The following is a 23,791-nucleotide window of genomic DNA, read 5'->3' as shown; positions in this document are numbered from 1 at the left end:
AGACCATGATTGACTATCCAGATTGTATCCTATTTGTGCAACACGGGTGGACTGATACACATCAAGATATCCTACAACTTGCGAAAACTCTAAAAACAGCAAAAAATCAAATTGTTGCCCTCAATTTTGGATGGCTAAAAACATGGATTGAAAGTGAAGATATTCTTGAACTTATTGAACAAAAAGTAGTGGAGGTTTTGGACAGCTATCCTGATATACCTTGGCGTATTATTGGTTATTCATTAGGAGGGTTACTTTGGTTAGACTTTCTCGATCAACATCCAGAATTGTGGTCAAAAATTAACTCAATTGTTTTGATTGGTTGTCCTATTAATGGAGTGGAGTCATTTGGTATTCTTAAACCTTCAGAGACTAAAATCGCTAAATATTTATTAAAAAGTCGTCAAGCTATTACCGAAAAAATTGCTCAATCTATTCCAACTTTATCAATTGCAGGAGATCTTGGGAATAAGAGTGATGGAACTATCAGGATTGAGACGACTCAAGTCGTATTTGGGGAGTTTGCCTGTCTACCAAATCTTTCCCATGCTAAATTAAAAACCTCTCCCCAGGTTGTGGAAGTTATTCAGAAGTTTTGGAATTTTTTACCCATTCAAGTAATTCCTAAAAAAGACTTTGCAAACATTTTAATTGAACGTTTACAAGCAGTACCAGGAATGACGTATACTCAAAACCGTGATTTTGAGAGATCGCAGGTTTATTTATTATTTCAGGATGGAAAAAGTATTCGTATTTGGAAAAATTCTCTTAATATTCTTTATGTTTTTCTAGCCAATAAAAATAGAGAATGTTTATATTCAGGATGTGTCGGTTGGGTCCATGCACAGGAATTACAAAAAAGTCTTGAAGCAATTCACCAAGATTATTATGAGTTAGTTATTCATGGACTTGATTAAACTAAAACAAAACTATCCTGTATTTACGCTTTAGTAAAGAATTGGATTGAGTGGATTTAATTTGTTGAATATAGAAAGAACTTATCTCTCATTTAATTTCTACTTTTTTGTATAAAAATAACATAATAAAAATTATTATATTGATTGTTAATAGATTAATTATTATTGACTGCATATATGTATTTAATTTTGGAAAATTACACAATTCTTCTCTTTCTTAAAGAATCTATATAAAAATTATTTATTTTAATTATGTCTTATGATAGATTCACTAAGTCTGCAATTTTTAACTTTCCATACTCTTATATTTAAGCCAAAATACTGCTGCTATTCTTCTTGTTATGAAGAAATTTTTTTGAGATGAGTCAAGTTTTACAGTTATTACTTTTCTAATTATATTAGCTGAATCTTTAGGTAAGCTGGCATCTAGATAATTACTCTTTTTTAACTTTTTTAAATAAATTATCTAATAATTAAGTTATCTGTTTATTTAATTTTGACTACTTTTCTTCTTAAAACTTAAAGTTTTAAGTTTACAAACTAATCTAAAATACCTTATATTTTCTTTGTCTACTCTTATTGGCTCTAAAATTTTGACCGACCTTAATTTACATGAAAATATAATTGTATTTTTAACCTAAAAATACAATTATATTTATCTATATTAAAGAAATTGTTACTTTTTAAGACTTATTTTGCTAATGTCAATTTTAGAGCTATTTTTAGTAATTTTGTTAAAAAAGTATTTATGGATAATTTAGATATTAAAAATGATATTACTAATATTAATTAATACCATCTTTTTAAGATGAGTTTATAAAATATTTTAAATAACATAGATTGCCTTAAATAATTACTACTATTTTATCCGATAGTATTTTCGACATTTGCTATCTGTTTTTTAGCAAGGCAAAAAAATAACTTTCTAAAAACGAGGATTAATTGGACTCCAGTGTGTTTTGCTAATGAAGTTAAAATGTTTCTTTTAAAGAAAAACTATTTTAATCTCTAAAACAAAAATCATAGAGTCTTAATAAAGAATGTTAAATTGAATTACTTAACCTGTTGTGGCACAATTTGATGGAGAGGATAATCATACCCATACCCTTCTATTGTTCATGACCGTAAACCCATCCGCTTTACCCCCCCAATACGATCCCAAAACGACTGAATCTAAATGGCAAAATGCTTGGGAAACCTACCAGGTCTTTAAGGCAGATCCCAACCACCCAGGAAAACCTTACACCATCGTTATTCCCCCTCCTAATGTTACAGGAAGTCTCCACATGGGTCACGCCTTTGAAGACTGTTTAATGGACGTTCTGGTGCGTTATCATCGGATGTGCGGTTACAATGTTCTCTGTCTTCCTGGAACTGACCATGCAAGTATCGCAGTTCATACCATTCTTGATCGCAAGTTAAAAGCAGAGGGCAAAACCCGCTATGAGATCGGTCGGGAAAAGTTCCTCGGACACGCTTGGGAATGGAAGCAAGAGTCTGGTGGAAAGATTATCAACCAGTTGAAACGAGTTGGACTTTCTGCGGACTGGTCACGGGAACGGTTTACCCTCGATGAAAGACTTTCTACAGCAGTCAGAAAAGCTTTTGTTAGCCTTTACGAAGCAGGGTTAATTTATCGAGGAAATTATTTAGTTAATTGGTGTCCGGCATCTCTTTCTGCTGTCTCAGATTTAGAAGTGGAAAACAAGGAAGTAGATGGTAGTCTATGGTATTTTCGTTACCCATTAACTGATGGTAGTGGTTATTTGCAAGTTGCAACCACTCGACCCGAAACCATTTTAGGAGATACAGGAGTAGCTGTTAATCCTAAAGATAAACGTTATGAAGAGTTGATTGGAAAGACTTTAACTGTACCTATTGTTGGTCGAGAAATTCCTATCTTTGCTGATGAATTGGTTGACCCTGAATTTGGTACAGGTTGTGTTAAAGTTACTCCTGCGCATGATCCCAATGATTTCAAGATGGGAAACTCTCATAACTTGCCCTTTATTAATATTATGAATAAAGACGGTACATTGAATGAAAATGCTGGAATATTTAAGGGACAGGACCGTTATGTTGCACGGAAAAATATTGTTAATAAACTTGAAAAAGAAGGGTTCTTAATTAAGGTAGAAGAATACCGCCATGCAGTTCCTTACAGTGATCGCGGTAAAGTTCCTATCGAACCTTTATTATCAACCCAATGGTTTGTTAGAATTGACCCTCTTTCCCGAAAAGCATTAACCTTTTTAGATGAACACAATTCTCCCCGCTTTGTCCCCGAGCACTGGACAAAAGTGTATCGAGATTGGTTGATTAAATTAAAAGACTGGTGTATCTCCCGTCAATTATGGTGGGGTCATCAAATTCCTGCTTGGTATGTAATTAGTGAAACCAACAACAAAATTACAGATAAGACCCCGTTTGTAGTGGCGAATAGTGAAATAGAAGCTATCGAAAAAGCTCAAGAAAAATACGGAGAAAATACTAAACTGGAACAAGACCCTGACGTTCTCGACACCTGGTTTTCTTCTGGTCTATGGCCTTTTTCAACATTGGGTTGGCCTGAAAATACTGAAGATTTAAAAGTCTACTATCCGACCAGTACTTTAGTTACAGGTTTTGACATTATCTTCTTTTGGGTTGCTCGTATGACCATGATGGCAGGTTATTTCACCGATCAAATACCCTTTAAAGATGTCTATATACATGGGTTGGTTAGAGATGAAAACGGAAAGAAAATGTCTAAATCTTTTAACAATGGGATTGATCCTTTAGTCTTAATTGAAAATTATGGAACCGATGCCCTCCGTTATACCCTGATTAGGGAAGTTGCAGGGGCAGGTCAGGACATCAGCTTACAATACAATCGTAAAACTGATGAATCCGAATCCGTTGAAGCTTCTCGAAACTTCGCCAATAAACTGTGGAATGCAGCGCGATTTGTCATGATGAATTTAGAGGGAAAAACTCCTCAAATCTTGGGATTTTCAGAAGTAGAAAAATTAGAATTATGCGATCGCTGGATTTTATCTCGTTTCTATCGACTGGTTCAGCAAACTAAGAACTATATAGAGACTTATGGGTTAGGAGAAGCGGCTAAGGGGCTATATGAATTCATCTGGGGAGATTTTTGTGACTGGTACATTGAATTAGTTAAAACTCGTCTTTGGAAGGATTCTAACACCGAATCTCGCCTAGTTGCTCAACAGACCTTAGCCTATATCCTCGATAATATCCTGAGGCTACTCCATCCCTTCATGCCTCATATTACCGAAGAAATTTGGCATACTTTGAGCCAAACTAGCGATGAATTTTTGGCTTTACAAAATTATCCTACTTCTGACACCAAACTCATTAATGCTGAATTAGAAGAGTCATTTAACCTTATTATCGAAACTATTCGTACTCTGCGAAATTTAAGAGCTGAAGCTGAAATCAAACCTGGTGTTAGAGTTTCTGTGATTTTACAGAGTGAAGATGAAACAGAAAGGACAATTTTAAAGTCAGCCCAAGTTTATATTCAGGATTTAGGGAAAGCGGAACAACTGACCATTACACCCCAATTAGAGTTAGAAACTGGACAAGTTGTTGCAGGTGTTGTGGGAACAGTTCAAGTGTTAATTCCTTTATCAGGTATTGTCGATATTGCAAGTCTTCAAAGAAAACTGGAGATAAATTTAGGTAAAATTAAAGCAGAGGTTGAATCTCTTACTGAGCGTCTTAATAATCCTGGTTTTGTTAATAAAGCCCCTAAAAAAGTGGTTCAAGGGGCTAAAGATTCTTTAGCTGAGGCCCAAAAACAAGCGGAAATTCTACAAGAACGTCTGCATCGTCTGAAATAATAATATGACCAATTAAAGTTATCGTTTACCCTACTGTTCATGACAAACTCACCCACGCCCACTCCAGAAAAAGATCGTCCTAAAGATAAAGAAGTCACACCGTTACATTGTCTAATGGGTTCAACCATTTCAGGATCTTTGGCATTTGGACTTTATTCTCTCACTTTCTCTATTTTTCAAAGCTTTGCGGCCAAACCTCTTATCTCTCATAATTCTTTGGTCTTGAGAATTGGTTCTTTGGTACGGACCTTAGTAATGGGAATGGCTTCTTTAGGAACCTTTATTTTTAGTTTTGTAGCTTTTGGGTTAATTCTTTTAGCCATTCAACTTTTTTTGAAAAGACATTTTTCTATAAAATAAAAATAATAAATACCTTTATTTTTGCCCTCAAACTTTTGAGAATTGAGGCTCTACTTTGTGATTTTTTAATTCGTCCAAAATTCTCACTAATTCCTTTTCAAAACTGACGTGCGCTCGATTAGTTTTACCGCCAATATAACAGCGATTCTCTTGTTGTAAAACCCAAACTTGGGAGTGGGAAACATAACTTGCGATTACTCCAAGCATTAATAATCCAAACCCAGTATAAACAAGAGGAATCCCAGGATCAGCTTTAATTTGTAGTCCTGTACTCCCAATTAATTCACAAACTTTAAGAGTAGCGCCATTAATATCAAGCATCATTCCTGGGCGAATTGCACTATAAAGATTGCCATTGTTATCATAAACAATCATAGTTCCTTGTAAATCTTTAGCTAATAAGGATACCCCTTCACTTAAATCAGGTTGAGTAGGAATCCAAGTTCCCCATATTTTCCCTTTTCCCTCGGTTTTTAAGGGGACTATAGGAATTTGAAAAATAGGACCATTATTAACTTGAACTTTTACCCCAGCAATTCCCCAACTGGTTTGATAGAAAGTAACTCCATCATATCGTAAAGGTTCATTGACAAAAATAGTTTTGCGATCTAATTCTTTTCCTTGATTATTAACAACCGAGAGATCAGAATAAAACTGGTTAATATCTCCATTAGGAGTATAGTCAATCCAAAACCGATTAACTCGAATTCCCCAATTAGTCGGAATTAATGGTTTAGAGAAAGGACCTGCTTCAATAATATTCTCGACTTCAAAAGTTGAGCCACTGGCAACCATTTCTTGAGCTAAAAATCCTGCTAATATCCCCCAAATTGCTCCTCCTAAAATGATCAATATAGCAGCATGAACAACAATAGGTCCTATTCTGCCTACAATGCCTTTGCGGGCATATAAAGAATTATTATTTTGGTAAACTTTATAACCTCGTTTTCTTAATGAATTAACGACATTAACAAGAGATATATTTTCAATATTTCCACTTAAAGCAAACTTTTGAAACTGACGAGGTTGCTGATAAAAACGCCAGTTGCGGGCAGCTTTAAAAGCAGAGAATTGACGGGTAAACGTACAAGCGGTGAGACTGGTTCCCAAAAAAACTAATAGAGCTAAAAACCACCAAGTACTATATACATGATTTAATCCTAAATTTAGGATTAAATTCCAGGTAAGAAACCCAAATAGAGCAGGATCTTCAGGATAATTTTCTTGATAAAAAGATAGACTTTCTCCTTGTTCAATTACAGTCCCACTAACACTGAATAAAGCGATCACTAATAATAAAATAATAGCTAACCGTAAATTAGCTGTAATCTTGACAATTTGTTGCCATCCTTGCCAAAATAATGAAAAAAAATGAGTTTCTTGAGGTAAATTAGAAGAGTTCATAATTTAAATCTCCCTTAAAATCAACGCTTTTTTTAGATAACTATTGTCAGTTTTGGTCTGTTGAAATTATTGTAGATTCAACTCCTATTATAAATTTAATTTTTCTGAAAATTACTCCATTATTAATTATCCACTTTTGGAGGATAAACGAGATAAAAGAGACAATAATCCAAAACTAATTAATAAAATACCACTCACAGGATTAATCCAAATTGACCAACGACGTAATTCTAATAATTTTTTCAGAGATGCAGTAAAAGTTCCTGCCACAATTAAAGGAGTAACATAGCCAACTGTATAAAATAGCAATAATACTCCTCCTAATAATAAATCTTGAGTCGATGCAACCCAAGTCAACAAAGTTGCTAATACAGGAGTACTGCATGGGGAGGCAACTAATCCGAAGGTTAGACCTAGAGAATAGGAACGTATCCCTGGAGGAAAATTGTCCGTAATCCAATCACTATTACCAAAATAAGGTAATTTTAGAGAAATTAATTCTAATAAATTTAGCCCCATTAAAATTGCAATTAAACTCACAAAAATTGGTAATCCAGCTCCAATTTGTCCATATATTTTTCCCAAAGAAGCTGCTGTAATTCCTAATCCTGCAAGGGTAGTAGCTAAACCAAAAGAGAACCAAGTTGACTGGATAGCTGCTTGTCTTCTTCCTTGGTTTTCGTAACCTCCAATATAGCCAATAGTAACCGGTAACATCGATAGCATGCAAGGGGTTAAACTAGTTAATAACCCAGCGATAAAAACAACTGTTAAACTCAACCAATTTAGATGGGTTAACTGCGAAGAAACCAATTGATTGGCAAATTGTTCAAGCTTATAGAGTTGAGTTTCAAATCCGTAGAACATATTTTAGAAAATGTGGAGCAGTTCATTTTGCATTGTAGCTTAAAGTATGGGGCAATTAAGTGCTTAAAATAGTTAGATTTTTAAAAATTTTAAAGAGGCTGATAAAGAACTAATATTTTGTGATGAGAATTGATACCAACTTTCTATTTTGATAAAACTTGCAATAGTAAAAAGCATATCTTTACTATTGTAAGTTTTATCAAAATTAAATCAAGTAAAAATAAAGTAATATTTAGATAAATATTAAAGATATACAATCATTTTAAATATTTTAATTAGGACTAAAATTATTCTGAGCAATAATTAAATTTAGAGAATATACTGTTTGCGTTTTACTTTATAAAAAAATAAAATTAATCTATTTATCTTTAAACATCTATTGCATAGATATCCTATAGATAGAGATGTAACAGTTGTTTATTTTACATATCATTTATATGATCTCAGTTTAAATAGCTATATTGAAGCTGAGTTTACCGGTAATAAATATGCCAAGTAAGAATACATTCTATTATTAATTTTTATGAAAAATAAAGTGATTTATAAAATTCGATAAAATCGTAATTTCCTAGTTACCTGGTTAAGTACAATACGTTCTCTCCTTAAATTTGATAGCCAAATATTTTTTTTACAAGTCGAACGAAAAGACGATTTTCTTGATGAAACCGATGGAATAAAATTTATCAACGTATGAGATATCTAAGGTAAGAATTAAAGAAGAAGAAAGAGGAGCAGTTTTGTATGATAAGATTCAAAGATTTTTGGCAAGATACTCAGGTAATTTGAGAGATGTTATTTAGTTTTCCCCCAATACTTCCTCAAAATCAAATCCTGGGGCAGCCAGAACAAAGATTGATGTGGGTAAGTTTTCTGTCCAATTTTGTAACTTTTCATAGGATTGCATAAACATTTCCCCAGGACTAGCCATACCTAGAAAGATTAAATCAACTCCCATAGAAGACTTTTTAAGAATTGTGGCAAATGTTCTTCCATCAGCCAAGATTACCTCTGATAAAGCCCCAATTCTCAAGTGCTTAGCCAAATTATCTAAATTAGCTTGAGCTGCTTGAACCCCCGTTTCATCGGTCACTACTAGCTTAAGACAAATCTCCGCATTTTGCCAGTTTGGATTAGAACGCAATAAATAAGCTAAAATCAACATCAGACTACCATTCCCCTGCATTCCCCCACTCCACCAGATATCTATGTAACAGGGGCGGTGTCTTGACTCTAAAAAGGGGTTTTGGTCGAGTTTAGTATTTTCCCGCAAAATAATAACATTACGTTGGGCACGATGGAGATTGGCAATCATTTGACAATAGCGATCACGGTGGGATGATTGTTGAGAATCTCCCAGCAATACTGTATCGGGGACAATAGATCCTAGTCCGTAAGTCTCCACAAGTCTTTCAGCCCCATCGAATGGATCAGGGGCTGTTACCAACCGAACTAACGCCTGTACACCCCGTCGTTGCAGATAATTACGAATCCGCTTTTCTAGGATCGCCTGTTTGGCCATATCCCGCGAACCAACAGGGAGAACACTTGATACGGTAATTAAACCTCGATTATGGGTTAATGCTTCTGCTAACTGAATTAAAGGCCAGCGTTTAGTCGGCGCACCCGACAGCACTAAGAGTTGGGGTCGCCAGTTTTTAGTATCGTCAGTGTGATCGGTTTGCAGAATTGCCGTCCTTAACAAAGCCATCCAAAGTCCTCGGCGTACATCCCCCCAAGTCACTATTAATTCTCGTTGACGTACCCAAAAATAAATTCCAATCACCACAGTCGCTGCCACAACAGTCGCAAGAGCATCAATCAGAAACATGACGATTAAACAACCGATCGCCCCGGTCAGGGAAAACGCCCAATGGACCTTAAACGAGGGACGAAATGAAGGACTCTGTAAAAACCCTTCAATAGCCGCTGACATATTCAACACTAAATAGGTGGTTAAAAAGAACATCGTTAGGACAGGGGCAATTAAATTTAAATCTCCGATACAAACCGCTGCGATCGCTACCACCAAGGTCGCTAGAGTCCCGATTTTTGGTTCATCTTGAGGGCCACTTCCTTGTCCGAGGAAACTCATCCATTTTGGTAAAATCCTATCTCTGGCCAACGCCTGAAGAATACGAGGTGCACCCAAAATACTACCAATGGCACTACTAAGGGTTGCCCCCCACACCCCCAACAGAATTAAAGGACCCCAGACAGCCATCTGTTGCATAATCAAAGGTTCTGCAATTAAAGTGGCACTATTAGCTCGCATGGCCATAAAAATGGGCATGGTTATATAAATGGCAAATCCTGTCCCAACAGCCCACAGAGTTCCACTGGGCAAAGACCGGATGGGATCTCGTAAATCTCCTGACATGTTGACCCCAGCCATAATTCCCGTTACCGCAGGGAAAAATACTGAAAAAACTGTCCAAAAGGGAGCTTTGTTGTTGACCCATAATTCAATATGAGTTTCTTCTACGGGATGTCCAAAGTAGAATGACACTAAGGACAAGACAATGGCAGCCATAATGAAATATTGCGCTTTAATGGCAATACTGGCCGACATAAACGCTAATATCCCAACTAAACTTGTCACCACCAACGCCACATAAAGTTGATTTAGGTGGGGAAAGGCTGCCTTTAAGCTTTCAGCAAAACCTATAGTATATAAAGCCACGGAAAGAGCTTGGGCAAAATAGAGGGGAATTCCCACGGCTCCTCCTGTTTCTACTCCTAAAGAGCGACTGATCATGTAATAGGCTCCTCCTGCTCTTACCACCTTGTCTGTTGCGATCGCGCATACAGATAGAGCGGTAAAAAAGGTGATGGAGTTGGCTAAGATGACGATCAATAAGGTCCCTAATAACCCCACATTTCCCACCACCCAACCAAAGCGGAGATACATGATTACGCCAAGAATAGTCAAGATAGAAGGAGTATAGACTCCGCCAAAAGTACCTAAACCCCCTTGAGTCTCTTCGGGAAGGACAGTAGCAGGTTGAGAAGGGCGATCAAAAGGTAGTTTCCAGTCGGGCATAATTTAGCGTTTATTCGGTTATGGTCATTATCCCAAATTTTTTCAAAATGAGTTAGCACAATTGACTATTTTAGAAGTGTGGGAAAGACGAAATATGTTGTAAAATCAATAGAAACGAGGACTTCTCCTTAAACTTCGCCTTAACAGCGAGAGTCTCCAGATCCATCAGCCGCCGGTACGTGGAACAATGCTGAAGTAAGCTTATTATCCGGGTTGTGTTGCCAAAGGTGCTTGTCGTGAACTTTATCTGTCTACTGCTGCCCTCACTGATGCGTTGGGAATAGAATTAGTTGAACTCAAAAAAGCCGCCTGTTGTGGTTCAGGAACTTACAAAGAAGATTCCCAATTATTAGAAGATACAGTCAATGCGCGCAATATTACTTTAGCTGACTCTCTAAATCTCCCTTTGTTAACCCATTGTAGTACCTGTCAGGGGGTTATTGGCCATGTAGACGAACGTCTCAAAAATGCACAAGAAAATGACCCTAACTATTTGGAACAGGTTAATAGATTTTTAGAGAAAGAACATTGTTTTCCCTATAAAGGAATGACTGAAGTTAAACATCTGTTATGGGCATTGGTAGCTGATTATAGTTTTGAAAAACTTCAAAAAAAAGTAACAAAGAAGTTAAGCCGTTTAAATTGTGCTGCATTTTATGGCTGTTATTTGTTACGAACTCAGGATAATCTTCCTTACGATAATCGCTTTCAACCAGAATGTTTAGAAAGTATTTTTCGTCTCCTTGGGCAACTCCTATCTATTATCAAGGACGGGCTCTGTGTTGTGGCTGAACCATAGTAAGTTAGGCTACCAAAGAGTCGTTTAAAATGGCAGGAAATAATATGAAAGAAGCTATTGAAGCAGGGGCAGATTGTTTAGTAACTCCCTGCCCTTTGTGTCACTTAAATTTAGATTCTCGACAACTAGAAGTCGAGAAAGTTATTGAACACAAATTGAACTTGCCTGTGTTACATCTATCCCAATTAGTAGCATTAGCATTAGGAATCAACTCCGCTAATCTAGGATTAGATCGTCATGTCGTTTCAACAAAGTCTATTTTAGATAAATTAGATTTTTAATGGAATGTTCAATTAACTTAATTGTTAATTAATTAAATATTTCTGTAAAGGTTAATTGCCAACTGTTTCAATTGCTAAAATTTTACACCTGCAATTCTTGAAGTAGATCCTTGAGTGTTGTTTCGGCTTGTTGTCTACCTACTCTATTTCTGTGAGCTACATTTTTAATGTAATTATTTAAGATATATTTAATAGTTTTTATCTTAGACCTTTCAGAATATGTTCTTTTCTTTCTAAGATTTTATTTTTGTTTTCCACTTTGATACAGATATATATTTCCAACAGATAATCATGATACTTAATCCTTCCTTGAGAAAGATCTACGATCCCAACAGTATACCGAATAAATTTTAACTTCATTAAGTCATCGGTATAGTTCTTGGTCTTTCCAGCATGATATTTTTTCATGCCAAAGAAGCTAATTTTTTTATGACTTTAACTTTTCTGTTTATGATGACGAACTTCAATAACAGTATGAACATTTCCCCTAGGATTAAAGTCTCCTTTTAAGGTTGCTTCTAGTGGATCGCAAGCTAACACAAAATCATCCAGAATCTGGTTAATCGATTCTTCATGAGAGACATAGAGATTACGATAACCATTAATATACAATTTTAATGCTTTTAACTCAACCACTTTTTCATCAGGAACATAAGTTAAATAAAGGTTAGCAAAATCGGGATAACCAGAGAAGGGACACTTACAAGTAAACTCAGGCAAAGTAACATTAATGTCATACCGTCGACCGATACGAGGATTAGGAAAAGTAATTAATTTCCCTTCTTCAATAAACCGCTCTCCATATTTAATTGCCGAAGCATCAGACTTAAAACTAGAAGGTTGAGAACTAGCAACTTGATTCACTATTAAAATACTCTCTTTAACTGAGTTAACTCTCTCATTATAAACTATTAACTAAAGGTAACCAAACTATAAATTTTGTCCCCATATTGCGCGTTTCATCAGTGGGACTAACAAGTTCAATCAATCCTTGCATCTGAGTAACTAAATCTTTAGCAATCGCCAAACCTAATCCACTTCCTGTAATCCCTCCTGTTTCTTGAACCCCTCGATAATGACGCTCAAAAATATGTTCTTGATCTTCAACAGGAATACCGCATCCTGTATCTTCAATTACAATACCTTGATAACTTTTTCCATCAGTCATCGAGAGCAACCCAACTTGTACAAATACTTGACCTCCCGATGGTGTATATTTAAAAGCGTTGTTAATAATATTACTAAAGACTTCTCTAAGTGCTTGAGGCTCTCCCCATATACAAGGTGAGTTCTCAAGGATATCGATTCTTAATTTGATTGATTTTTCTTGGGCAATTGATTTAGCCGAAGTCAGCAATGGTTCTAATATTTCTGTAACCCGGATAACTGATAAAGATAGAGATTGTTCTGATGGTAAAAAACGAGTTGATTGAGTATTAAGAGTAACAACATCGTCTTTGAGAGATTGTTTATTAACTTCAAATTCTTGGAGTAACTCTTGAAAGTGATTACTTTCTCGTATAATGCTCTCTGCTATCGTCGCACTTTTGTCGTCTGAATGCAACCGTTTAAGTAATAGTTTACCAAAGATTTGTAAGGCGGTTAATGGATTACGCAACTGATGAAATAAATCATCGAGGCGATCATGTTCTTGTTGTTGTGATGTTTGCTGTTGACTCAATTGTTCTTGATACCATTGTTGATGGCTATCCAATAAACGAGCGATTGCTAGGGTTTGAGCAATGGTTTCAATTTGGTCCAATTCTGACTGTTGCCACGGAGGATTTTTACGTCGAGTTACTAATAATCCTACTACGATATTTTTATACATCAAGGGTAAGACTAATTGATGAGGATTGCTCATAGTTGTTTTATTCTCATCAATAATTTGGTGATCACCTTTAAAATTAGTCTTCAAAGATTTGGACAGCTTAACAGAGTTAATTATCGGTATACTGATAGAACCGTTTAGTAATTTTTCAACCTTAGGTAAATTCAAATTAACATTCTTACTGGTGTAAAACTCACGTTTTTGCGGAGAACACAAGAGGGGAATCAAGCTCGTCTGTGTTTCTTCTTTTCTTTCTTGGGTCAAATAAATTCCACTCCAATCAGCTTTCAGTCCTTGAGTTAACAACGTTATTTGAGCTTGACATAAAGTAATGAATTCTTTACTGGGTTTTATGAAAGTGTAAGTAGCAGAGGACATGAGGGATTTAATCCATAAATCTATAAAGTTTTGTTAAAAAAATTAATTTTAATCATTTCAGAATTTTTCCTTAAGTTTAGCGAAATCTATTGATTATTGAAGCCTTGTGACTTCAATAAATCCACCGAAATGTGGACAAAGGCTATTGATTTCCTAGGTTAAACCGGATATAATGCCATTAACTTTTGTAACTATGATTACAGTATATATCCAGAATAGGAGGTAATCGGGTTGGCAAGAAAACGTAAACGTAAGAGTCGTCGTCGTCAAGAAGGTCGTAGGATTCTCGAGATTGTACCCCAGTATAGTATCGAAAGTGGCGAAGATAAACCAGTGACAGCTGCAAGGAAGCATATTGGGGCGATTGGAATCCAGCCTCCGGCTTTGCTGATTGTAAAACGAAATGAGCATACAACGGATAGATACTTTTGGGCGGAAAAGGGTTTGTTCGGTGCCCAGTACGTTGAAGAAAATCATTTTCTCTTTCCTAGTTTGCGAGAATTCCAACCTCCTGTGCCGAGTAGAGTTCCCGCAGTGGTAACCGCTGGAAGTGATCGTTGACTCTTTCTTGTCTAATGAGGTTTAACATACCATTTCCCACTCTAAAAATAAGTAGATTGGGAAATGTTTTGCTATAAATTGCAATTTTCTTTTAAGGATTATAACCAGATTTCAAAAAATCTACTTTTTGTAGCCGAGCCAGTTCGTCTCGATGAGCTGTTACTATAACTAAACTCTGCATGTTTCCATCAAGTTGTGACTGGTTAGATTCTGATATCATTTTAACTTCGAGCAAAACTTTTTCAACACGTCCTGACTTCTTCCAATAAAAGATTCCACCAACTGGACACAAGAGGACTAGTCCCAGAAACAATAAAGTCAACGAGGGATATAGAAAAGATAAAATCAACGAGAAACAAAATAATCCGATGGCCGCTAACCCACTCAGAAAAATAGCAAGGAACCAACTAGGACTAACAAAACCTTCAAAAGTCATAGTCTGGCGTTTGGGGTCAACAGAACTAATGTGATAAGCACGTTGAGTAAAATATACTTGTAGTTGACTCAAAAGCTGATCAACGGATTCTCGTGGGGTCAACTTGATTCGTTCGATGCGATCCTTAGCAGATGCGCGGATGAAAAAGAACAAACCCATCATTAATAGAAGAGTCAGAAAAAAAGTAGAGCTAAGGATAGGGAGATTCACAAAGTTAAAGGATAAGTTAGTGATCCGAATGATTGATTAGGATGAACTCTTGTTTATTAGAGAACAATAGTTTAACGCTTTTCTTGGAATTCCTGGACCTCGTAGGTATAGAATTTCTGGAAGGCCCCTATTGTACCAAACTCGTAACTGGGGATTGGAAAGGGCAACAATAATTCAGTTTCGTAGATACTGAACAGAAGATAATTTCGCCGAATAGTCTCTTTAGCAATCACTTGTTCAATTTGAGGTCGTCCTGTATCTATTAAGGTTTTACAATAGCTTTGTAAGAAGCCTCCTAATTGTTGAGGGGCTTGGGGGCAAACCTCTTGTTTTAAATATTCAGTGAGGGCATCAGTAGCATAGTGTTTATAGTCATTCTGTCCAGGATTGGTTATCACCATTAAAACACCAATTCCAGCCAATGCAACTCCCCCGACGGTACTCGCCAATTGTAACGCTTCCATCACTTTTTTGGTTGCTTAACTTGCTCAACTATTAGGATAACTTAATTTAGACGATCATGAAACAAACAAAAAATATGTTATACTAGACAACAGGTGCGTATGGCGAGCGTAGCCAAGTGGTTAAGGCAGCGGTTTGTGGTACCGCCATTCGTGGGTTCAAGTCCCATCGTTCGCCCTGGTATATATAAATTTTTGTCTTCTTGTTCCGATTCGGGGCGTAAGTATTTTTTAATTTAGGGGAAATGATTGCCTACTTGGTAAAAACGAAGTCTGCCGAGGCCAAGATATAATCCCAGAGGGTTTTCCCCTTTCGGATAAGCAATGAAACTGAATGGATAAACCCCTGCTAACTCAGGATTTTGTTGGGGTTTCAGTCCTACAGTAAAAGTTGTTCCTGGAGCAATTGGGTAATCAAAAACGAGAGTAATGGCTTCATTATCTAAATTTCTTTTTATCCGAGCAATGGTTAAAGACTTGCCTCGATTAATCGGTTCTCCTTCAAAAGCAAAGGTTTCATCTAAATGATAGTTAATAATTTGAGTTGTTTGAACTTGTTGTAGTGTTAATTTTTTGAGGGGTTCGCCAACGTCATTTCCCAACTCAATTGTAAAGTAATACTCTGCCCCTTTTACCCTAATGCCACTCGACGTTGTGATCGCATTAACTAAACGAGGTGACTTATTAAACATAGTTGTTCCATTCCCTAATTCCATCGCTAGGCCAGGGAAAACACTAAGGGTTAGTATACTTGCTATTTCTAAGATAGGTTTAAAATTAATGTAGCCCATTGGGGAAATCTAAGTTGGGTTTCAAGTTGCTCGTACAGGTCAATTGCCGTTGACCTGTACACCAGAGTTTAGGATTAATCCTTAGACAGTAACTGCCGCTCGGCGGGCTGCTGTTGCTTCATCAGGATGAATGCCCAATCGAGTTAAGTTTAGGCGGCCTTTGCTATCGATTTCTCGTACTTTTACCACGACCTCATCGCCTACAGCGACTTCATCTTCTACCTTCCCTACACGACCTTCAGCTAATTGGGAAATATGAATCATTCCTTCTTTACCGGGAAGCACTTCGACAAAAGCCCCAATTTGAATAATACGGGTAACGCGACCGGCATAAACTTCACCTTCATTGAGTTTGCGGGTCATGTTATAAATGATTTGCTTAGCCTTTTCAGCTTTTTCGGCTTCGAGTGCCGCAATAGTTACGGTTCCATCGTCAGCAATATCGATTTTAGAACCAGTTTGTTCGGTAATACCTTTAATAGTTTTGCCCCCAGGGCCGATCACTAACCCAATCATATCGGGATCGATCTTCATGGTTAGGAGACGAGGAGCATAGGGAGATAGGTTCGCACGGGGTTTGTCAATGGTAGCTAACATTCTATCAAGGATATGTAATCGAGCTGGAAGAGCTTGTTCAATAGCTTTTGCGACCACCTCCATAGGCAGTCCGGTGATTTTCATATCCATTTGTAAAGCAGTGATACCGTTATCAGTGCCAGCTACTTTGAAGTCCATATCGCCTAAAAAGTCTTCAATCCCTTGAATATCAGTCAAGATACGAACTTCATTTCCTTCTTTAATAAGTCCCATGGCTGCACCACTAACCGGTTTAGTAATGGGAACCCCTGCATCCATTAAGGCTAGGGTTGAACCACACACTGATCCCATAGACGTAGAACCATTAGAAGATAACACCTCCGACACTACGCGGATCACATAGGGGAACTCTTCTTTTGGAGGAAGAATAGGAGTGATCGCCCGTTCTGCTAAAGCTCCATGCCCAATTTCTCGGCGGCCAGGAGAACGCATGGGTTTGGTTTCCCCCACAGAGAAAGGAGGAAAATTATAGTGATGCAGATAACGTTTTTCGTCTTCTGGATGAAGATCATCAGCAAGATCTTGAGCATCCCCTGGGGTTCCTAAAGTAACGAGAGATAGCACTTGCGTTAATCCTCGTCTGAATAAGCCACTTCCATGAACCCGTTGGGGTAATAGACCAACTTGAGAGGAAATAGGACGCACTTCATCAAGTTTACGACCATCAACGCGAACCCCCTCATTAACAATCTGAGAACGCATTAATTCTTTTGTCAAATCTTTGTACAATTTGCCTATAGATTTGGGATCTTCAGTGGTGGCTACCTTAATTGGGTCTTCTTTGGGCAATTCTGCGATCACCTTGTTAATTTTGCTTTCTTTAATCTCATCAAGATATTTATCTCGACTACTTTTATCGAGGTCGTATTGTGTTAATACCTTTTTAATTGATTCCGAGGCGTGATCGCGGATAAATGCTTCAACCACTTCATTCACTAATGGTGCTTCTTCGGTAGTTAATTCGAGTTCTAACGCTTCCATCACATCCCATTGAGCTTGAATGAGATCCCGAACTGCTTCATAGCCAAAGTCAATTGCTTCGATGATATCTTGTTCTGGCAGTTGATTGGCTCCCGCTTCGACCATCACTACTCCATCGGGACTTCCAGCAACTACGAGATCTAAGTCTCCTGTGTCTATTTCCCGATAGGTGGGGTTAATAATAAAATCATCTCCAATCAACCCAACTCTAACTGCGGCCATTGGACCAAAAAATGGAATTTTTGCCGCAATCATCGCAATTGACGACCCTGTGACTGCAAGAACGTCGGGGGGAACTTCTTCATCCATCGAAAGGGTCGTAGCAATAATTTGTATATCATCTCGTATCCAATTAGGGCATAGAGGACGTAGAGGACGATCAATTAGGCGGCTAATGAGAACAGCTTTTTCGGGAGGACGACCTTCTCGTCGCAAAAAACCCCCAGGAATACGTCCTGCTGCATACAGTCTTTCTTCGTAATCTACGGTTAGGGGAAGAAAATCGATTCCTTCTCTCCCTACTGTTCTTGTTGCAGTTACTAAAACCGCTGTGTCTCCAGACTGGATTAAAACGGCTCCCCCTGCTTGCGGGGCCAGTAGTCCCAACTTGAGCCGAATATCCCGTCCGTCAAAAGATATTGACTTGTCAAACTCTTGCATGTAGCGTTTGTTCCTTTTTTTATCACGTTTCTTCTTCTAGAGCAATCCTAGCATTTTTAGTTCACCCTCGCTGATTTATGTGCTACTTAAAATTACTGTACTACTTATATTTAGACGTTTTTTTGTAGAAAATGTTACTAGAGTAAAATTGATAAAAAATTAAGATATAAGTATTTTTATATTTAAGAGAAAATTATCAAATTTTTGATCAACTTGTACTTAAAAAAGTGCTAAAAATACTATAGATAATTTAATTTTTAAATTAAGAAAATGAATAATTCAGTTATGTTCTTTCTTCAAAAGATATTGCCTATTTTCTAGAATTTTAAGCTTAAAAATTTGAATTTTATTATTCTTGAAACTTCCGGGCAAACCTATCATTTTTGTTAAATTTATCCTTATAACAGGAGATCTTAAACTCAAATTAATATTGACGTATAAAATAACAATAATTACATTAGCAATGTCAACGTTTTTATTCATTAATAAAAAAAAGATAATTTTTTAAGCTCTGGCAACATTTAAACTAGCTATTCCTTCTCTCAAAAATAGAAGTATAATACTTTTAGCCGTCTATTTACTAATAGATAACACTGTATTTAAATGTATAAGATAATAACCTTATTAATAGTTATATTGACAATTTTAATAATACCAATTATTGGTTATTTCTGAGCACAGGTAGTATAGACAATAGTGACTATACTGAACATTTATTCTCTTTATTAGTTAGGTAAACATGTTATTCAACAAATCATATAGATACAAAACTTTATTATTAATGACTGTCTAAATAAAAATTATCTTTAATGTAAAGTAAAAATAATTTTTATTTTTTTAAAAAAAAATAACTGAAATTAGTAGCTTAATTAATTTTATTTAAAATAAATTAGTTAAATTTCTAGAAAATAGCAAAGCTGTTTATAGTTGCCTATTTATAGTTGCCTATTTTTTCAGTCTAACTAAGATAGTAATAGTTTCATTTGTCAAGAAATAGCCCCAATAGTAATTTGAACTTATTGTAATTCAACCACTAGTACACATCTCTTATAAGAGATGTGTATTGAGCAGAGGATCTCTAACAGAGCTGTATATCTAAAAATAGATTTTCATCAAATGAGATATAATTAATGTGCAAATTTATTAACATAAGAGTTAAACTAATCTTAGAAAGCAAAGAACATATTCTGAAATGTCTAAAATAAAAACTATTAAATATGTTTTAAATAATTACATTAAGAATGTAGCTCAAAGAAATAGAGTAGGTAGACAACAAGCCGAAACAACACTCAACAATCTACTTCAAGAATTTCAGGTGAAAAATTTTAGCCATTGAAACAGTTGACAATTGATAAAATTTTTGTAATTAGAGGACAAGGAAGTTATCATGCAATAATAGTAGATTCAGACGAAAAAGTTAGCATATAAATAAATGATAGAATAAAGAACATCTGAACAAATAGCTATAAGCTTGAATTAGTGGCAGATAGATAGTTAAAGAAAAACTCTTGAAAGAGAAGTTTAATGGCTTTTAATACCAATTAATAAAGAAAAATTTTGTCAGGGTTAAATAAAAATAAATAAGATTTAAGCAAAGAACAAAAAGGAAAATCAAACCAAGTGTATAAAACACCACTATTCTTCTCAAAAATGCAGTAATTATAAGACATAAGGAATTCCAAATATTTTCGAGAAGAACTCATACTTGGTGTTAGGACTATTGAAATTAGCCGATTGGTGTCAGAAAACTTGAGAAAAAATAGAATGTATTAAGAATTAATTGAAGTTGATTAGAAGGAAAGCTTTTGGACTCAGAAATTTAGTCAATTTTTAACTCTGAAGTTTTTTAAGTTTTTTAACTTAGCATTTTATTAGCTAATTCTAATCATAAGTTCGGTATATTCGTCTGGTAACAGCTATCAATCTATTGAATTTTCTTGGAGATTGCATATTCATTTATACTAAAATTTCTTTTTTCTCCAGTTTTTATCCCAATAATTTTATCTGATCAATCAGAACCTTAATAGAAAATACTATCAATTCTCTCATTCTTATTAAGATTTAGATAAAGTATTCACTAATTATTAGTTTCTTTTTTTAATTTTTTTTTTGAAAATCCATTTATTTTGGTGCTTATAACGAAAATAAAACCATGCTATACTTTTATCTGTTCAAAAATTACCTTTATTGCTTATCCAATGCCCAATCGATTAAGATAATGCTTATATTGTTCCCTTTAGCTAAAACTTCTTTAGTTAATTTATAATTGGCTTTGACCACGTCATTTAAATCTAATACATCAATCAACATATAAAAATATATTTGTCGATATATTCCTTTTTAAGGATTGCAAAAAATTTGATGTATTTTTTATAAATTGTTATTTTATTTATGATATTTACTCTTTGTACTTAAGTAAAAAAAATATCTAAGTCACTGCTAAAATACAGAAAAATGACAACTAATTTGAGGTAGATTAACATAAAAATATTATCAAAAAAACCTACAAAAAGTAGATGTTATCTCAATTAAATTTTATTTAGTGGTGAGAAGACCTAACTATAAGTCTAAACTTAATGACTTATAATTTCTTTTCCTGGTAAAGTAAGTTTACTTCTAACTTTATTAGATTCCATGACTTTTTCCGATTACCCAATGACGGCGAAAAAACCGAGATAGAGAAGAATCTTCTAAGGATAAATAAATTGGTCTACCGTGAGGACAAGTCCGGGGGTTTTGGGTTATCATCCAACTATCTAAAAGGTCTTGCATTTGGGATAAATTCATCGGGGTTCCATTGCGAATTGCACTGCGACAAGCAGTGGCTACTTGCGCTGTTTCTAAATCCCCTCCCAAACTTAACTCTATTAAAGCATCTTGAGAATCATCCCGTTGACTTAGTATTTTAGGAATTGTATGAACTGCCCACATCTTCTTACCAAATACTTCAACTTTTAAGCCAATTCTTTGTAATTGCTCGACTTGGTAATTTGATACTTTTGTTAGAATTATAGGGGAATCTAAACTTATAAATTCCCAGTCTTTCTGTAACTTCTCGTACAACACTCGTTCTTGGGCAATATGTTGTTCAATTAACCATAATCCACTTGAATGTTCTGCCACAATATAAGTATTGCGCACCTGTGCCACCGCCTTCAAAGGCATTAATCTGGTCCTATTAGAAGTTTTAGGTATGATGTCATAACTCTCTTTCTTTTCTGCTGCTTTGAGTAACTTTCCAACTCGTTGATTTTGAGCTGCTATCGACAGGGTTTGAGGAGATAATCGTAGTCCTTGTTCAATAATCTCGGAGATTCTTTTTTGCCAAAAATCGAGGGAATAAATATAAATTTTAGCCTTACTGGGGTGGCGGTTCCAATCAATTTGATCAGGTGAAATAGTCAAGTTTAGAAAACAAATAGGAAAACGATTTTTAGGTAAAGTTTGACTAAAAGTCGTTAAGATTGTCTGTTCTAATTGAGGTAATCGAACAACACGTCCATTAATTCCTACCTTGACCCAATCAGGTCGTCGGCGATGACAGCGATCCGGCAATCCTAAAGTAACTTCGAGTAATCCGTTTTTTTCTAATGGAGGTGAGGGTAAACCAATTAACTGCGCCTTTTCTAAAAATTGAAAAGTATGATTATCAGGAATTTTTACCTGTTGTGAAACGAATTGTAAATCATGGTGATGAACTTGCTTAAGGAGTTGGGGCAAAATATCCTTAGCCGTTTTTCCCGGACTGATATTAAGCCACAATCGCTCATTATGCCAGACGTGCCAATTCACCTGAGGATGGCATAAAGCTAGATTTTCAACAATTCCTTGTATTTCCTTCAGTTGTTGCGAGAGGGAAGGTAAACCTTGACGACGGACTGGTATTTTTCCAAATAAATTTGATCCAGTTACTATTGTTCCTGGGGCAATCGCCGTTGGTTGTTCTGTTAGAGGTTCTCCTGGGTTATCGTAACGTAAATGCCATCCCATTCCTTGGGAGTCTTTAGCATAACGACTAGCAATTTCTAACTCACAGACTTGGGCTAAACTATGTAATGCCTCTCCCCGAAATCCTAGACTAGTAATCCTAGCTAAATCATCGAAGTGAGCAATTTTACTAGTACTGTGAGGTTTAGCACAGTTGCGTAAGTCATTGAGGGACATTCCCTCACCATTATCTGCTACCTTAACACGCCATGCTTCTGGTAAGAGGGAAATAACTAGACGAGTTGCTTGAGCATCAAGAGCATTTTCAGCCAACTCTCGCACTACCGCGGCCAGAGAGTCAATTACTTCTCCGGCAGCAATGAGGCTAACAACATCTGAAGGTAAGGGTTGAATGGGGGGGGACATAAAGAAGTCCTCAAGTTGCCAAGTCGGAAATTAGACTTCCTATTGACTCAAGTTTGAAAACTTAAAGATTTATTGTATCTTAAGTTTTTACTACCATGGAAGGGAAGTTGATGACTTCCTAATCATCTCACGATAAAAATTGATTCCCTCACAAATAAACGTTAGGGGATTTTATCGCTATGAACCCCCCATCTTAATCGTTGCCAAAGGCTTCACAACCGAAATATCCGTGATCATACGTCACTTAAACAGTGGCTGCATCAGGTTCAGGTTGTTCAATAAGTTGTTCGGCACTGGGCAACTCTAGACAATAGCCCGCACCATACACAGTTTTGATATAGCAAGGATGTCTAGGATCAGGTTCTAATTTGGTCCTTAAGTGGCGAATGTGAACCCGAATAGTTTCAATATCGTCATCGGGATCGTATCCCCAAACTTCTTTAAGAATTTCACTCGGAGAGACAGTTTGGCCGTGACGTTGCAAGAGACAGTGAAGTAATTCAAATTCTAAATGGGTTAACTTGACAGTTTTTTCAAACCAAATGGCTTCAAATCGCTCTGGAATCAAGGTCAATGGACCATAGTTAAGAATTTCCGAATGTTTAGCTGCTTGAGGAATTCGATCAGTCCGCCGCAACAAAGCCCGTACCCTGGCTAACATTTCTTCTACCTCAAAGGGTTTGGTGAGATAGTCATCAGCCCCTGCATTAAACCCTTCTACTTTATCTTGAGTTTGTCCTAAAGCACTTAACATCAATACCGGAATATCGGCTGTGCGATCATCTCGGCGCAGTCGCTGACAGACAGTGAAACCATCGACCTTAGGCAACATCAGATCAAGCATAATTAGGTCTGGCTGTAATTGAACGGCTAAAGCTTGTCCCTTAATGCCGTCTTCTGCTTGATTGACATCATAACCGGCCATCTCCAGATTGATGGAGACTAATTCAGCAATTGCAGCATCGTCGTCTATTACTAGTATTCGAGGCATAACATAAGATGGTAATTACTACCGT

The 23,791-nt window shown here is 36.2% G+C and carries 15 protein-coding genes, 1 tRNA gene and 1 pseudogene; 6 read left to right on the top strand and 11 right to left on the bottom strand.

The window, feature by feature from the left end:
* The first annotated feature begins 5 nt into the window (after nucleotides 1-5).
* From P3F56_RS03105 to P3F56_RS03095, 3 genes are all read left to right on the top strand, one after another.
* Nucleotides 6-917 (top strand): alpha/beta hydrolase, encoded by a 912-nt coding sequence (locus tag P3F56_RS03105; RefSeq protein ID WP_281153341.1) that lies wholly within the window; start codon nucleotides 6-8, stop codon nucleotides 915-917.
* Between the two features lie 1,118 nt (nucleotides 918-2,035).
* Nucleotides 2,036-4,765: a valine--tRNA ligase gene (locus tag P3F56_RS03100; protein ID WP_281153693.1), complete on the top strand. Its 2,730-nt coding sequence runs from the start codon at nucleotides 2,036-2,038 to the stop codon at nucleotides 4,763-4,765.
* A gap of 39 nt (nucleotides 4,766-4,804) precedes the next feature.
* Nucleotides 4,805-5,125 carry a DUF3082 domain-containing protein gene (locus P3F56_RS03095; protein WP_281153340.1) on the top strand — a complete coding sequence of 107 codons (321 nt, stop codon included), beginning with the start codon at nucleotides 4,805-4,807 and terminating at the stop codon, nucleotides 5,123-5,125.
* A gap of 27 nt (nucleotides 5,126-5,152) precedes the next feature.
* Here P3F56_RS03095 and P3F56_RS03090 read toward each other — a convergent pair whose 3' ends face one another.
* The 3 genes from P3F56_RS03090 to P3F56_RS03080 form a co-directional block, all read right to left on the bottom strand.
* Nucleotides 5,153-6,529, bottom strand: a complete 1,377-nt coding sequence (locus P3F56_RS03090; protein ID WP_281153339.1) for a cytochrome c biogenesis protein — start codon at nucleotides 6,527-6,529, stop codon at nucleotides 5,153-5,155.
* Nucleotides 6,530-6,655: 126 nt separating this feature from the next.
* A complete protein-coding gene (locus P3F56_RS03085) occupies nucleotides 6,656-7,396 on the bottom strand; it encodes a cytochrome c biogenesis protein CcdA (RefSeq protein ID WP_281153338.1) in 741 nt (246 codons plus the stop codon).
* A gap of 796 nt (nucleotides 7,397-8,192) precedes the next feature.
* Entirely contained in the window at nucleotides 8,193-10,436 is a 2,244-nt protein-coding gene (locus P3F56_RS03080; protein WP_281153337.1) for an APC family permease, read from the bottom strand.
* Between the two features lie 247 nt (nucleotides 10,437-10,683).
* Between P3F56_RS03080 and P3F56_RS03075 the strand changes: the two are divergent.
* Nucleotides 10,684-11,516 (top strand): annotated as a pseudogene (locus tag P3F56_RS03075) (CoB--CoM heterodisulfide reductase iron-sulfur subunit B family protein).
* A gap of 435 nt (nucleotides 11,517-11,951) precedes the next feature.
* Here the strand turns inward: P3F56_RS03075 and queF are convergent.
* Together queF and P3F56_RS03065 are read right to left on the bottom strand one after the other, a co-directional pair.
* Entirely contained in the window at nucleotides 11,952-12,380 is a 429-nt protein-coding gene (gene queF / locus P3F56_RS03070) for a preQ(1) synthase (RefSeq protein ID WP_281153336.1), read from the bottom strand.
* Nucleotides 12,381-12,417: 37 nt separating this feature from the next.
* A complete protein-coding gene (locus tag P3F56_RS03065; RefSeq protein WP_281153335.1) occupies nucleotides 12,418-13,725 on the bottom strand; it encodes a sensor histidine kinase in 1,308 nt (435 codons plus the stop codon).
* Nucleotides 13,726-13,956: 231 nt separating this feature from the next.
* Here P3F56_RS03065 and P3F56_RS03060 point away from each other — a divergent pair, with 231 nt between their 5' ends.
* Nucleotides 13,957-14,286: a DUF3155 domain-containing protein gene (locus P3F56_RS03060; protein ID WP_281153334.1), complete on the top strand. Its 330-nt coding sequence runs from the start codon at nucleotides 13,957-13,959 to the stop codon at nucleotides 14,284-14,286.
* A gap of 91 nt (nucleotides 14,287-14,377) precedes the next feature.
* Here the strand turns inward: P3F56_RS03060 and P3F56_RS03055 are convergent, their stop codons facing one another.
* Both P3F56_RS03055 and P3F56_RS03050 read right to left on the bottom strand, forming a co-directional pair.
* The gene (locus tag P3F56_RS03055; protein ID WP_281153333.1) at nucleotides 14,378-14,932 is read right to left on the bottom strand and encodes a cofactor assembly of complex C subunit B; all 555 of its coding nucleotides are present in this window, start codon (nucleotides 14,930-14,932) and stop codon (nucleotides 14,378-14,380) included.
* A gap of 71 nt (nucleotides 14,933-15,003) precedes the next feature.
* Nucleotides 15,004-15,396, bottom strand: a complete 393-nt coding sequence (locus P3F56_RS03050) for a DUF4359 domain-containing protein (protein WP_281153692.1) — start codon at nucleotides 15,394-15,396, stop codon at nucleotides 15,004-15,006.
* Between the two features lie 102 nt (nucleotides 15,397-15,498).
* Here P3F56_RS03050 and P3F56_RS03045 point away from each other — a divergent pair.
* Nucleotides 15,499-15,571: transfer RNA gene (locus tag P3F56_RS03045), tRNA-His, on the top strand.
* A 58-nt stretch (nucleotides 15,572-15,629) separates the two neighbouring features.
* On the opposite strand, the gene P3F56_RS03040 is transcribed toward P3F56_RS03045, so the two are convergent.
* The 4 genes from P3F56_RS03040 to P3F56_RS03025 form a co-directional block, all read right to left on the bottom strand.
* The gene (locus tag P3F56_RS03040; protein ID WP_281153332.1) at nucleotides 15,630-16,184 is read right to left on the bottom strand and encodes a DUF2808 domain-containing protein; all 555 of its coding nucleotides are present in this window, start codon (nucleotides 16,182-16,184) and stop codon (nucleotides 15,630-15,632) included.
* Nucleotides 16,185-16,265: 81 nt separating this feature from the next.
* A complete protein-coding gene (locus P3F56_RS03035) occupies nucleotides 16,266-18,422 on the bottom strand; it encodes a polyribonucleotide nucleotidyltransferase (protein WP_281153331.1) in 2,157 nt (718 codons plus the stop codon).
* A gap of 2,625 nt (nucleotides 18,423-21,047) precedes the next feature.
* A complete protein-coding gene (gene mutL, locus P3F56_RS03030; protein ID WP_281153330.1) occupies nucleotides 21,048-22,775 on the bottom strand; it encodes a DNA mismatch repair endonuclease MutL in 1,728 nt (575 codons plus the stop codon).
* A 244-nt stretch (nucleotides 22,776-23,019) separates the two neighbouring features.
* Nucleotides 23,020-23,766, bottom strand: a complete 747-nt coding sequence (locus P3F56_RS03025; RefSeq protein WP_267382783.1) for a response regulator transcription factor — start codon at nucleotides 23,764-23,766, stop codon at nucleotides 23,020-23,022.
* Nucleotides 23,767-23,791: the final 25 nt, after the last annotated feature.

It is taken from the genome of cyanobacterium endosymbiont of Epithemia clementina EcSB, assembly GCF_029919255.1.
Taxonomy (GTDB): Bacteria; Cyanobacteriota; Cyanobacteriia; order Cyanobacteriales; family Microcystaceae; genus Rippkaea.
This window is presented reverse-complemented; position numbering and strand designations above follow the sequence as displayed.

Excerpts from the sequence above, each read along its gene's own strand:
- P3F56_RS03105 (WP_281153341.1), top strand. The coding sequence starts at position 6 with ATGATTGACTATCCAGATTGTATCCTATTTGTGCAACACGGGTGGACT.
- P3F56_RS03100 (WP_281153693.1), top strand. The coding sequence starts at position 2,036 with ATGACCGTAAACCCATCCGCTTTACCCCCCCAATACGATCCCAAAACG.
- P3F56_RS03095 (WP_281153340.1), top strand. The coding sequence starts at position 4,805 with ATGACAAACTCACCCACGCCCACTCCAGAAAAAGATCGTCCTAAAGAT.
- P3F56_RS03090 (WP_281153339.1), bottom strand. The coding sequence starts at position 6,529 with ATGAACTCTTCTAATTTACCTCAAGAAACTCATTTTTTTTCATTATTT.
- P3F56_RS03085 (WP_281153338.1), bottom strand. The coding sequence starts at position 7,396 with ATGTTCTACGGATTTGAAACTCAACTCTATAAGCTTGAACAATTTGCC.
- P3F56_RS03080 (WP_281153337.1), bottom strand. The coding sequence starts at position 10,436 with ATGCCCGACTGGAAACTACCTTTTGATCGCCCTTCTCAACCTGCTACT.
- P3F56_RS03065 (WP_281153335.1), bottom strand. The coding sequence starts at position 13,725 with ATGTCCTCTGCTACTTACACTTTCATAAAACCCAGTAAAGAATTCATT.
- P3F56_RS03050 (WP_281153692.1), bottom strand. The coding sequence starts at position 15,396 with ATGGAAGCGTTACAATTGGCGAGTACCGTCGGGGGAGTTGCATTGGCT.
- P3F56_RS03040 (WP_281153332.1), bottom strand. The coding sequence starts at position 16,184 with ATGGGCTACATTAATTTTAAACCTATCTTAGAAATAGCAAGTATACTA.
- P3F56_RS03035 (WP_281153331.1), bottom strand. The coding sequence starts at position 18,422 with ATGCAAGAGTTTGACAAGTCAATATCTTTTGACGGACGGGATATTCGG.
- mutL (WP_281153330.1), bottom strand. The coding sequence starts at position 22,775 with ATGTCCCCCCCCATTCAACCCTTACCTTCAGATGTTGTTAGCCTCATT.
- P3F56_RS03025 (WP_267382783.1), bottom strand. The coding sequence starts at position 23,766 with ATGCCTCGAATACTAGTAATAGACGACGATGCTGCAATTGCTGAATTA.